This is a genomic window from uncultured Microscilla sp. (assembly GCF_947493425.1).
Lineage (GTDB): Bacteria > Bacteroidota > Bacteroidia > Cytophagales > Microscillaceae > Microscilla.
In genome coordinates, this window is the sequence record NZ_CANLRP010000108.1 from 18,189 (window position 1) to 30,901 (window position 12,713).

A 12,713-nucleotide genomic window follows, 5' to 3' on the forward strand; every position below is an offset into this window, starting at 1 on the left:
TTGTTAAGTATATGCTAATTGATAATATTTGGGTTTTTCCTACGTTGCAATTTCCGAGCATTCACCCACTATATCATCTTGATAGCGTGTTTCCACATTCTATACATTCCCCTGAGGTGAGGGTACAATAAATCAAGCTCTAACCTATCTTTGCCTGAAATACTAAAACCTTGTTTTTCGTAAAAGCCAATGGCTGCCTCTTGTGTGTCCATAGCTTCTAACCATACTATAGTGTGTCCTTGCTTTGCTGCCCTTTGGGTGGTCCAGTCTATGAGGGCTTTACCTATGCCTTTTCCCTTTACATTATTGTCTATATAAATTCGGTGTAGTTTGGTAGCAGGCTCATTTGGTAAATCAACTAAAGAAGCATTGTCTAGCAAGCGTAATATGCCTACTATTGTTTCATCATACACTACAAAACAGTACAAAGAGTTCGGGTCTTGTAGTTCCTGTTGGAAATTTTCCAGTCCGTATACTGTATTTATATAATTTGTGCCTTGGTCTTGCCACAAGTGAGCATACGTTTGTGGGTATACCTGATGCATAAGGCGTAGCAGATTAGGTTGATCCTGTATATCAATTTCGTTGAGTACCAGGTGAGGCGTTATCTTTATCAAAGTTTGTTGTTTTAGTTGTTCCTGAATCTTTACGAAGATAAGCTTTTGTGGGGTTTTGTAAAACTAAAAGTAGACAGGAGTAAGCACATCTGAGTAGGTGTTAATTCAGACTATCTGTTTGTTTTGTTATGAATGTATGTATAATAACTGATGTTACGCAGTAATTTCCAAGTCTGCTTGTTTATATTGTTTGATGACTTTATTGTTTTATGGTTGCGCGATGCATAGCCCAACCATTTAGCAATAAAGTCATCTAACCATCAAAATAAGTAGGTCTGCGTAACCTCAGTATAATAATTTTTTTGTTGTATAAACAATAGATAAGTTACATTGCAATTTTTTTAGCTATCCTGTAAAGTTTAACCAAACACTTACCTTCCTGCCAAAAGTTTTATTTAGTACAATATAGAACTGTTTTTCGAAAAGTACCCCTGATTAAAGACTTCGTTTTGTGTAAAGGGTTGTTTTTGTAGTTTTACTCAGATTTGCTTAGTTGTTTAGCAAGCTGTTTTTCTTGATGTAGTATTTCAAAGAAAGCTAAAATATGCTTGTAAATAATATGATATATTTTTGTGTTTACATTTGATTTTTATACTTTTAGGTAGTTAAGTTACATTGAAAGTTTCTTAAGTATCAAGCCCTATGAACCTCTACCTTTCCACTTTTGCGAAGTATACGCTTCATTTGTCACCAACGTGCCTGTATGATAATAGGTATGGTTTTGTTATTCCCTCCTCTATTTGTTTACCTTATAAAAGCAAACACTCACAAAATATCAATAAGTAAATCCTATAACTAGCATTCAAATGAAAGGTCAACTGTTTCTTCATATTGCATCGCTTCTCAACACACAAGTACCTGAGCTACAGCAAGTAGATTTAGAAAGAGGGCAATTAGATCAGCCTGACTTGACAGGTTTAAGTTTTCCGTTGGCACTGATCAGTTTTGGAGAAACAAACTACCAAGACGAAGGACAAGGCTTGCAGTATGGCGAATGTGTAGTAGATATATATGTGGTACAGCAACACGCAGATCTGAGTACAGCAACAACACCTGCCCAGGCAACCATTGCCACTCTTTTAGATTTTCCCAACAAAGTATACCTGGCATTGCAAGATGCAAACTCAAGTAGCTTTTTCAACTTTACCCGATTGAGAGAACAAGCCAATCAGGTACGCAATAATTTGATGATAGATACATTACAATTTGTAACTACGATCAACGATGATACTAAACGTATTGAAAACGAACTTGGGCGATCGGCAGTGTCGGATGTCAAAGCGAAAATAAAATAAGTTCAATGTATTTAGACTAATAATACTACATTATGCAACGACCTAGTTTAATTGTTAAAAAAGAAGTAACCAGTTTAGGGGTGCCTACCAGTCAAGATGGCATTAGTTTACTGGTGGTTTCTGCCCCTACTACTTACACTGACAATGTGAGCAATGATCCACCCACTATAGAGGACTTTGTGTTTACATCGCTCAAAGGAGCCGAAGATGTAGGTATTACAGCGGCTGCCGACCTAAGCAACAATGTGTTGGTATGGGAGCATGTCAAAGATTTTTTTGCTTTGGCAAATGGTACTACTTTACATGTGTTATTTGTGCCAGCGACTACTACTTTAGCTCAGCTGTTTACCGACAGCGAAGCGAGTAATACAACGTTGAAGGCTTATCTTCAGAAACAAGCGGGAGAGATCAAACTCTTGGGAGTAGCCCTCAATCCCGACTACGCTGAAGATCATACTACAGCGGTGAGCACCGACTTACAAGCGGCTATTCCGTTGGCAAATACGTTTGCCGATAAACAGTTTAACCGAAGCAGACCTATAGAGGTTATTTTAGAAAATCGCAAGTTTTCGGGGGCGGCTACTGCTGCTGCAGACCTTAGAGGCTTAAACAGTGGTAATGTCATGGTGGTATCAAGCCGCGACGCCAACCGTAGTGCAAAGCTTACTACCGATGGTCACACTGGTGCCGCTACCTTTGCTGCCCTGGGATTGGCGTTGGGCAAGGCTGCCAGTATTCAGGTAAACCAAAACATTGGACGCTTGACGGTTCCTCCTTTGTTTCAAACCAAAGACAATCTGCCAGTAGAAGCGGTGGAGTTTTCGGGAGGTGCCAGCCTCAATACTTTTACCGATGAAGACCTCAACCTGCTGCATAACAAAGGGTACACTTTTATAGATCGTTATGCGGGCTATTCAGGCTTTTATTTTGTAAACGATAATACCTGCGAAGATGCCACCAAGAGCAATAGCCGTTTGTCGTTGAACCGGGTGGCAAACAAGGCTGCTCGCATTACCCGTGCTACTTTCCTTAATTTCTTGAAAGCGACTATTCAAGTAGATGGCAGTACTGGCCAGCTGCTACCCTCGGTAGTAGAACGTTTCAAAGACGTGATTAACCGTGCCATTACCGACGAAATGTTAGAAAACCCTGACCCTACGCGTTTGCCCGAAATTTCAAGTGTAGAAATCAGCATTGACCCTACCCAAAACGTGTTGTCTACCAAAAAGGTAGTCATCAATCAGTCTATTGTTCCTACCGGAAGTGTAGACGTAATCGAAACTATTATTTCATTGGATAACCCTAGTTAATTAAAGCCATGCCAGAATATAATGTAAATAACATACAAGTAAGTATGCTCGGTGAGAGTCCTTTTTATGGAATAAAGGAAATGACCTATGACATGGAGCAAGAGAAAACCCATGTACACGTAGTGGGCAAAGCCCAACCACATACTACCCAATATGGGAATAAAAAATTTACCGGGAAGATTACCGTTGTACACTCCGATTTTGTGTCAAAAATACAGTCAAAAGTACCCAAAGGACTTTCGGTGCTTGATTTGGCTCCTTTTGATGTGAGCATCGTGTATTTGGGCAATGGTTTGGTGGCTACTACCGACAAATGGTTGAAAGTAGAGATTACCAAAACTGCCAAAAAGTTTGCCTCTGGCGATGGGGTAGAGTCTATAGAAATGGAGGTAATCATGACTGATATTCAGGAAGGCGTGTAGCCCAATGTCGTTTCCTAAAGCCTTAAGGTGGCTGAAAGTGGTGGATGCGCTTTTGTTCATAGTCCACAGCCCCGACAGGGGCAAGTCCTTAGATGCCGATGCATATCGGTGCTTCAAGTCCTTGGATACCGATGCATATCGGTGCTACACCCTGTTTAACTCCGTTGAGCTCATCACAGCAAGCTGTAGATTCGGTTCACAAGTAATCACACTTTTGTATTGCACTGATTTTCAGTTGTTTACAAAAAGCGTGGTTAGAAGTCGATGGTCGACAGTGGCTGACGCACGCATAAAATCTCTACTAAGGAACCGAACGTAGTGAGTCCTTAGATACCGATGTATATTGGGGCTCAACGTAGTTACGCCAGCATTGGGCGATAGTCCATGGCTACTACATTGAGCGTAAAATCACCACTAAGAGTATGATTTTTAAACATACAAACCATGGCCAATAAATATTGGCTGTGGTTGATTTATAAAACAATAAAAATACTATCTTCAATGATTGCTTTTGGGTAATGACAAAAGCTAACCTATGCCTGCCAGGTTTCAAAAAACTGGCAGGTATAAAAAGAGGAGTTTTTAAATATTTATTTAATTTTTACTGAAACATGAAAAGTACCAAAGTAGCCGAGAAAGAACTGAACCTGAACGACGTAGTAGAAATAAGCGATGAAATTTATTTTGAGCTGGAAGATAAATACGGGCGCATTACCTCTATTATAGTAAACGACCCCGAAACAGGCATGCAAGCTGGAGAGTTTTTGTTTAAATCGCCCACCAACTTTGTGATAAAAATGGCAAACCAGGCCATTATCAAAGACGAAGACATAGGAAAGTACAACGATGTAATCATTAACAACTGCTCGTTGAACGGAGTGGACTTGATCAAAGAAAATGAAGATGTGCGCCGCGCTATTCACGACAAGGTAAAAATGATCATTACCCCACTGGAGGCTACAGTGGGAAAGCGCAGGCAGCGGCAAAAAGACTCATAGCCAGCAATCCTTACCTGCAGGCTTCTGCCGTTATTATGCGCATCTTTCGGGGTGCGTATAAACAATCTGATTTAGATGAACTCGAAGACCATGATTTTTGGGTCTTGTATGAACAAGCTATTTGGATTTTAGAACAAGAGAATAAAGAGAAAAAATAAAAAATACTATGTCTTACCCAAGTATTCCACCTAGTGCTAAACAGGCTTTGTCTGTAAAGGAGTTTGCTAAAAAGGCCGCTAAAATTGCTGCAATTACTGCAGGAGTAGGATTGGTAATAGCAAGTGCTACAACTCCTATGGGACCTTTAGCGGCTGGGGTATTGAAGGTTTCTGGTGCTATGTCAGTTACAGGTGGTACTGCTGGTTTTTTTAGTGAAAGGATAAAGTTAGCGCATAAAGTAGCCACCTCATCCAATGCATATTTAAACCTTGGCGATCAACTTGGCATTCTTAAAAGAGATTTTCAAGATACAGGAGTGGCTTTATTACAGGGGTTTGTGCAGCCTATTGTGAAAGCCAGAAAACCAATTGGTAATGCATTTAGGAGCATTAAAAGTTATTGGCAACAGTATAGACTAGAGTTGCAATATTCTAAAGAAAGAGAGCAAGAGTCTGCCACAAGGTGGGCTCGTATGGAGCAAAGTTTTAATAGACGGTGGAAAAATATGAAGGGCAAGTTTGGAAGAATAAAATTATTTCCAGGCATAGAGAAAGATGCTAAAAAACTTGAATTACTACAAAAACTAAAAGCAGACAGGAGGGGAGGGAAACAAAAAGGGGATGATGTAAGTGGCTTATCACGAGAAATAGTCACACTGAAAAGAGAGTTACGTAATGCGCAATTCAAACAAGTTTTTGATAAATTAAAGGGAGGTGCTCAAAAAGCAGGAACTTATGTACAAAAACTAGGGAATAAGGTAAAACAGGCATTTAAGAAAAAACTAGGTCTTAATAATAGCGTGAAGACTACCACAAAGTCTATTCATGAGCTAGAAAAACACTTGAAAAGTTTAAACTTCAAAAAAAAGCATGCATTTTCTACTACGGAGATTAAACGTTACAATGCACAAATAGCCAGTACCCAAAAAAGCATTGCCAGTTTAAACCAACTAGGCAAAACTTCCTCTCGTGGGCAAAAGTTTAAAGCAGGCTTAAAAGAAAAAGCTAAAGGAGACCTGGGCAACGATCTGGTAAGTAAAGCAGGAGGCTTTCTAAAATCTGCCATTACAGATACTGCAGCTTACGAAGACAAAATGCGGGCTGTACAAAATGCTACAGGATTGGGCGCTGAAAAACTGGCAATAGTAAAAAATGAGTTAGATCGTATCCGTTCTCGTTCTTCTGACATAGACTTGATGGACATGTATCGACAGTCAGCGGCCATACCTGAGAAGTTTAGAACTGAGTTTGTGAAGGTAGGAGACAAAGTCCACCAGGTATTAAAAGATTCTCTAAACATTGACCAGCAAACTTTTGCGACTGGCATGCAAAGCGTTTTTAATAACGCAAAAAAACAAGGAGCCACTGGGGGGCGTGACATTGCTCAGTACTCGGCGGGTTTGATGTCTACCTTGCAAAAATTGGGCACCCAAGGAGCCAATGTCTCAGACCTATACCAAGGGCTACAGGATATACAACAAATCAAAGGAGCCAATGTAGGCGTCGACAAATACCTGGCGTTGCAGGCGGTGCTTGGCAAAGCTGGGGTGAAAGCAAGCACTACCCAAACAGCCTTGCAAAAGATGGTGCATGTCATGAACTCAAACCCCGCAGGTTTTGGGCAAATTATAGGGGAAAAAGGGGTGGAATTCCAAAAGCTTTTAAAACAAAAGCCTATTGAGACACTTAGGCGAATAGGAGCAGAACTCAAAAAAGATCCTGGCAAAGCCAAGCAGTTATCTGTAGCAGGCTTAAAAGGTAAAGGAGCTGCTGAGTCGATGAACGTATTGCTTGCCATGCCCAACCAAGGCGAGTTTAAGAAGCAATTGAATGCGGTAAAAAACGAAATGATAAGTGCTGCTTCTCTAAATGATGCCTATGCTGCATCTAACAATACCATGGGGGGGGCCATGGAAATTGCCCAAAAAGCAGGCGCTCGCCTCATGCTTACTCTAGGTACCCGTCTTAAGCCCATTATCATGTGGTTAGCCAATAAAATGATACAAGCGGCTAACTTTATTCAAAAGAACTGGAGCTCGATAGAACCTATCTTGATAGGAGTAGGGGTGGCTTTGGGAATATTGGCTATCAAAATGGTAGCGTTGAATGTGGCAATGTGGGCAAACCCATTAGGAGCAGTACTCTTAGGGGTTATTGCCCTGGTTTCGGGTATTGTATACCTCTACAACAATGTCACCTCCTTTAAAGATCAAATGAACGGTTTGTGGGAAGACATGAAAGTGTTTGGCAGTGAAGTAATGGAGATTTTTGGTGGCATTTGGAAAACAATCACCGATGCCTTTGGGGTCAGTGGCAAATCTGCCAGCGATTTTAGTGCGACCTTCAAAATAGTTGGAGTGATTATCAGAGGAGTGGTGAATGTAGTGATGTCTCAGGTCAAGGTTGCTTTAAAAATGGTGGCTTGGGGTATCAAAGGCATCTTATTACCGTTTCAGGTACTTAGGAATTTATTCCTGATAGTGGTGGATTTAATCAATGGCGACTGGAGCGCTGCCTGGGATCGGTTCAAGAAAATGGTCTCTGCAGTATGGGACTTTCTGGTAGCGCCTTTCAAAGCTGCCTGGGAGTATGTGTTAGACCTTGGCAGGGCTATAGGCTTGGTAGATAAGAAAAAAATAGAGGTAGAAGAAAAAGTAAAACGTGTTGAGCAACATAAAGCAGCAAAAACTAAACAAACGCCTAATAGTATAAGGGTTCCTTATGCTTCTTCTAAACCAGTGAATGACTACCAAATGCCTTGGCTCAATGCTCCTTCTGTTTCACAAACGCCAGTAAAGAAACCAAAAATACCAGTGGTGGGGTATGACATGCCCGAACTGGTAGGTAGTCAGAATCCAACCCTTGCTTATGGTAATGTTGGCTTACAAGGAGGATTGGGTCAAATGGGAGGGATGGCTAATAAAAATGCCACTACGTTGAAAATAGACACGTTGGTAGGAGAGATAAATATTACAGCTAACAACTGGCAAGAGTCAGAAGATTTTATTACAGAAAAGGTTAAAGAAGCTTTATTTAAAGCAATTAATCAGGCATAGTAGCGGGTAAATGCTTTGTGTCATTATACAATAGTCCACAGCCCCGACAAGGTTCTAGTGCTTTGGGAACTAAGTAGTTTATACACTATTTCGAGTTTATTTTGGTGGCTGTCAAACCTCCAAAAAACGAGCATAGCCTAAGCTACGTGAGTTTTTTTAGGTGAAGTCAGCAGGCAAAAGAAGCCGAAATATGTGAAAGGAATTTAGTACCCAGAGCACTAGGTGCAAGGTTCTAGGTACACCCTGTTCGACAGGTAACTACACTTTTTCTATCACGTTGATTTTTAGCAACTTATAAAAAGCGTAGTTAGAAGCGGATTCGAGTAAATGTTTAACCTATTAACCCCTGTAAACCGACCATAGGGAGCTCAACGCAGTTAATCAATGGCTTACATTAAACTTGTGTACTTGCTTTATTTTTCAAAGGGTTTCAGTTTTACACCTAAACGCGTAATTAAATAGTTTTTAAACTTATAATCGTTTGATAATCAGTAATCAACTTTGACTAAAATCACTGCGGAGTATTGATTATACTTAAAATTAATAAATATAACATGGCAATATTCGACGCAACCAAGTTTCTGAATTTTTACGGGTTTGTTCCCAATGCGCTGGATCATATCAGGGGGAATAGTAATAAGTTGCCAGTACGTACAGCAAAGTCTGAAGGAGCATCGCAAGATAACCGACCACAAAACCCGCTGGATGCGCCAAATGGAAAACCTTTGATTTCAGGTTTGACATTAAAGTGGGGGGCGTCTGATAAATCTTCTCAAGTTGATGTAGCAGAAACGCAAGAGCAGGAAAATAACAATACGAATTCTAAAGAGGATAAAAACAATCAATACATTTTTGAAATTCCTCCAGTGATTACAGTCAATCTGAAAAAAAACGTAGTAACCACCAAAATTGCGGGGTCAAGTCGCCCCCCTGTGGTAGAAATTATTGGGTATGATACATTTAGCGTAAAAATACAAGGCTATGTAGAAAATGTAGAAAAACATGCGCTGGTGCAGCAAACAGAAGATAAATGGTGGGCAGAACCTGCTACCACCAGCGAACTGGCGGTAAGGGATGATCGCTTTCCTAAGGATAAACTGGCAAAGCTGATTGAAGTATTTGAACAAAACGAGGCACTTACCGCTGAAAGCGAAATACTCAAACTATTTAATATCACCCGTATTGTAATCACCAGCATGCCAGAGGTTACTTATTACCCCACGGCTTTTACTTATAGCTTTAGTGCAGTAGCCGATGCGCATCAGGAAATACTAGTGTTGGAAGATTAAAACCGAGAAAATTAAATGGCATATATCAACAAAGCACGAATCATTGTTGCGGAAAAATATGAGATTAAAGCAGTAAAAAGCGTGAAAATAAAGAGTAGCTGGCGTGAAACTAAAGAAACCTGCAACATTGAAGTTCCTGATTTGGAAAGGTTTTTAGGCAAAAATATCAAAGAAGGAGACCCCATAAAGGTAGAGCTGAGTATGTCTATCAACCCCAGAGACGATAAATTTCAAGAAGAATTTACTGGCTATATTGCCAATATCAAATATGCGACTCCTTTTACCTTAGAGTGTGAAAATGAAACTTATGTATGGCAACGAAAAAAAGCTGTGAGTAAGCATTATGGTTTTATCACACTCAAAACGCTCCTGAAAGAATTATTTGGAGAGGCGGTGGTTTTTTCTGATTCATTACTGGATTTGAATTTGCAGAAATATACGATTAAACGAAAAACCCCTTATCAGGTATTGCTCAAGCTTAAGCAAGCCTATGCTTTTACCGCATATTTTAAGGGCAAAAAACTATATGTAGGCACTGAGTATGCCATGAAAGAAAACCCAACCACAAGGGGGTATGCATTAGACGGAAGCCAAGGTAATATTGTAAAAGATAGTTTGATTTACAAGACCAAAGAAAGTGTGAAAGTACGTGCCAAAGTAATATCGGTGATGCCGGATGGAAAAAAAATAGAAGTAACCGAAGGAGACGAAACCGGGACAGAATATGTAATGCACTATCGTGGGATTAGTGATGAAAATCACCTAAAACAACTGGCAAAAGTAAGGCTGGACAAGCTTAAAAAAGACATGGTAGAAGGAAGCGTAGACACGTTTGGATTGCCTTTTGCCAGGCACAGCGACCACGCCAAGTTACAAAGCGCAAAGTACCCAAAAAAGAATGGGGTGTTTTTTATAGACAGTGTCGACACTACTTTTGGCACAGCAGGTTTTAGACGGAAGTTGAAGCTTGGAAAAAAAATGAGTTGATACACAAATTATGGAAGAGGTTTACCAAAAACTAATCGAAGTGATTACTGATACTGTACCCGTGCAAAGCGAAATGGCTACAGTAAAAGCCGTAGACAAAGAAAAGTTGGAGTGTACAGTAGTACCAATCACGAATGAAGCACTTGAAATAGGTGGAGTAAACCTGAAAGCTGTCATCGACGAAACCAAAAACGGCTTGGTGCAAATACCCAAAGTAGGCAGCATTGTGTTGATTAGCCTGATAGAAAACACCGACGGAGACCACTATGTGTCGATGTATTCTGACATTGACGAAGTACAACTGGTACAAAACGAAGAAGAGATTCTCAAAATTGATAATATGGGCAAGGTCACCTTTCACCAAGGCGAAAACAAGGGGTTGATCAAGATTGAAGCGCTTAAGACGCAATTGGAGAAAAACACCCAGGCAATTCAAAAGATTTTAGATTTGTTTGCTAACTGGACCGCTGCCCCCAATGATGGTGGAGCTGCCCTAAAAGCATTGTCGGCCAGTTTAGCCGGAACCCAATTGGGCGATTTCTCAGACATAGAAAACGACAAAGTAAAACACTGACAATATAATTTGATACAATGAAAGACTTACTCTTGGACGACAACTTTGACATTACCGACCAAATAGGCGAGGCTACCGACCAAACCACCCAAATATTGGTAATGAGCCAAAAAGGGATGTTTAAAAAATACCCCACCATAGGGGTCAATGCCCTGGATTTTATGAAGGGAGAAGTACGTTTGAACGGGCTGGAACGCAAAATAAAACTAGAGCTAGAGGTAGACGGTGCCCAGGTAACTGCGGCTGACTTTAGCAACCTTCCTTTTAAAATAGAAGCACGATGGCAATCATAAATATCAAAGTACAAGACCGCCAAACCTTGCTCGATGTGGCTGTTCAGTACCTGGGCGATGCCACCGGAGCCATAGAGCTTGCCGTGCTCAACAATTTGGCGCTGACCGAAGCCCTAAGCCCTGGACAAGTTATTCAGGTAGACACCGACTATATCATCAACCCAAAGGTGGTCAATTATTTAAAAGACAAAGACGTAACCCCTATTACCGACTAAGCCATGACCCGAACCATTACCCAGATAGAAAACGAAATACTGGAGGCTAAAGAGCAAGACGCTGTATTGCAAGAAATCAACACCGCGTCGCGGTTTAGCCCCTGGCGCGCCATTGTATACATTATGGCGTTTGTGATTTATTCGCTCGAAAAGCTTTTTACCTTGTTTAAGGCAGACGTGACCGAAATAGTGACCAACAACCGCATTGGTTCGCTGGCTTGGTATGCCCAGGTGAGCCAAGGCTTTCAGTTGGGCGACAACCTCAACGAAAACCTGCAATACAACACCCTCAATACCGATCTGCAGATCATTAGCCGGGTGGCAGTCAAAGAGTTGCCCGACTCTACCCTGTCTATCAAAGTAGCCAAAGGCGCTACCCAGGCAGACCTGGCACCCCTCACCGAAACCGAAGAACAACAATTTACCGCTTATTTGAATAAAATGAAGCCCGCCGGAGTAAAGGTAAACGCCCAAAGCCTGACCGCTGACCAAATAAAGATTGCCGCCGAGGTGTTTTATAACCCCTTGTTTGCCAGCGCCGACATTACTACCCGCTTGGTGGCCGCCATCAACGATTACTGTAGCAATATTAACTTTGGCGGACAGCTCAACCGCAACGACCTCATAGAGCGGGTACGCCAGGAAGAAGGCATTGAAGACTTTGTGATTAGCCTGCTGCAAGTAGTGCAAAACAATGCCACCGTAGACGTGAGCCGCGCCCAGGAACTAGAGGCAGGCTATGCCGTGTTCGACGCGCAACAATCAGCTTTTACCTATACACCAGTGTAAAATGGCTCCTGAGTTTAAATTATAGAGAAAAACAGAAAACAAGGGACAAACCGCTGCTCAAATTCTCAAAATTGATAATACCTTATGCAGAATCGAAAATACTACCACATAGACTTTGACCGCCTGGTAGACATGCTGTTGCCAGGGTTTCTGCGCAAGCCCAAAATGACGGCTTTTCTGAAAGCTTGTGTGGTGCCCGTCAAAACACTTTACCAACGGTTTCAGGCGTTTAGCCAACAGCAAAAGTACGAAGCAGGCATTACCGCCCAGGCGGGTTTGATTGAGAAAGCCCTCAACGACGCCTTTGACCCCACCCTGCGGCGGTTTCAGATCGTACACGAGCTGCTTAACGATGGACCCGTAATATTTTTGGACAGTGACGACCAGTCGAGCCAAAACCCTATAATGTACCTGGACGCTGACGCCCAAAGTGACTCCGGTATTGTGCTCCACCTCGACTCCGAAAGCAGCGAATTGCCCGCTGGCATCGACTTTAGGGTAAAAGCGCCCCTGGGCACCGAAACCCAACAAGAAGCAATACGCTCTATGGTATCGAAATATAAATTTGCCTCTAAAACGTTTGATGTGCAGTTTAGGTAGTAATGGCTTTATGGTTATCGCTTCGCTTATGGCTTTATGGTTAAAATGGTTATCGCTTCGCTTATGGCTTTATGGTTAAAATGGTTATCGCTTCGCTTATGGTTTTATGG

The 12,713-nt window shown here is 41.5% G+C and carries 13 protein-coding genes; 12 read left to right on the forward strand and 1 reads right to left on the reverse strand.

The window, feature by feature from the left end; all coding sequences use genetic code 11:
- Nucleotides 1–68 precede the first annotated feature (68 nt).
- On the reverse strand, nt 69–617 hold the full coding sequence (locus Q0954_RS22735; protein WP_299460772.1) for a GNAT family N-acetyltransferase: 549 nt from the start codon (nt 615–617) through the stop codon (nt 69–71).
- Nucleotides 618–1,423: 806 nt separating this feature from the next.
- Between Q0954_RS22735 and Q0954_RS22740 the strand changes: the two genes are divergently transcribed.
- The 12 genes from Q0954_RS22740 (at nt 1,424) to Q0954_RS22795 (ending at nt 12,603) form a co-directional block, all read left to right on the forward strand.
- Nucleotides 1,424–1,912 carry a hypothetical protein gene (locus tag Q0954_RS22740; RefSeq protein ID WP_299460774.1) on the forward strand — a complete coding sequence of 163 codons (489 nt, stop codon included), beginning with the start codon at nt 1,424–1,426 and terminating at the stop codon, nt 1,910–1,912.
- Nucleotides 1,913–1,944: 32 nt separating this feature from the next.
- Nucleotides 1,945–3,222: a DUF2586 family protein gene (locus Q0954_RS22745; protein ID WP_299460776.1), complete on the forward strand. Its 1,278-nt coding sequence runs from the start codon at nt 1,945–1,947 to the stop codon at nt 3,220–3,222.
- An 8-nt stretch (nt 3,223–3,230) separates the two neighbouring features.
- Nucleotides 3,231–3,644 carry a hypothetical protein gene (locus tag Q0954_RS22750; RefSeq protein WP_299460777.1) on the forward strand — a complete coding sequence of 138 codons (414 nt, stop codon included), beginning with the start codon at nt 3,231–3,233 and terminating at the stop codon, nt 3,642–3,644.
- A gap of 611 nt (nt 3,645–4,255) precedes the next feature.
- Complete coding sequence (locus tag Q0954_RS22755) at nt 4,256–4,642, forward strand: hypothetical protein (RefSeq protein ID WP_299460779.1); 387 nt, start codon at nt 4,256–4,258, stop codon at nt 4,640–4,642.
- A 166-nt stretch (nt 4,643–4,808) separates the two neighbouring features.
- Entirely contained in the window at nt 4,809–7,856 is a 3,048-nt protein-coding gene (locus Q0954_RS22760) for a hypothetical protein (RefSeq protein ID WP_299460781.1), read from the forward strand.
- Nucleotides 7,857–8,410: 554 nt separating this feature from the next.
- Nucleotides 8,411–9,145: a DUF6046 domain-containing protein gene (locus Q0954_RS22765; RefSeq protein ID WP_299460783.1), complete on the forward strand. Its 735-nt coding sequence runs from the start codon at nt 8,411–8,413 to the stop codon at nt 9,143–9,145.
- A 15-nt stretch (nt 9,146–9,160) separates the two neighbouring features.
- Nucleotides 9,161–10,132 (forward strand): hypothetical protein, encoded by a 972-nt coding sequence (locus tag Q0954_RS22770; protein WP_299460785.1) that lies wholly within the window; start codon nt 9,161–9,163, stop codon nt 10,130–10,132.
- A 10-nt stretch (nt 10,133–10,142) separates the two neighbouring features.
- A complete protein-coding gene (locus tag Q0954_RS22775; RefSeq protein ID WP_299460787.1) occupies nt 10,143–10,706 on the forward strand; it encodes a hypothetical protein in 564 nt (187 codons plus the stop codon).
- Nucleotides 10,707–10,723: 17 nt separating this feature from the next.
- Complete coding sequence (locus tag Q0954_RS22780) at nt 10,724–10,999, forward strand: hypothetical protein (RefSeq protein WP_299460789.1); 276 nt, start codon at nt 10,724–10,726, stop codon at nt 10,997–10,999.
- Complete coding sequence (locus Q0954_RS22785) at nt 10,987–11,214, forward strand: hypothetical protein (RefSeq protein WP_299460791.1); 228 nt, start codon at nt 10,987–10,989, stop codon at nt 11,212–11,214. Before Q0954_RS22780 ends, Q0954_RS22785 begins: the two co-directional genes overlap by 13 nt.
- Before the next feature lie 3 nt (nt 11,215–11,217).
- The gene (locus tag Q0954_RS22790; RefSeq protein WP_299460793.1) at nt 11,218–12,003 is read left to right on the forward strand and encodes a baseplate J/gp47 family protein; all 786 of its coding nucleotides are present in this window, start codon (nt 11,218–11,220) and stop codon (nt 12,001–12,003) included.
- Nucleotides 12,004–12,087: 84 nt separating this feature from the next.
- The gene (locus Q0954_RS22795) at nt 12,088–12,603 is read left to right on the forward strand and encodes a hypothetical protein (protein ID WP_299460795.1); all 516 of its coding nucleotides are present in this window, start codon (nt 12,088–12,090) and stop codon (nt 12,601–12,603) included.
- Nucleotides 12,604–12,713: the final 110 nt, after the last annotated feature.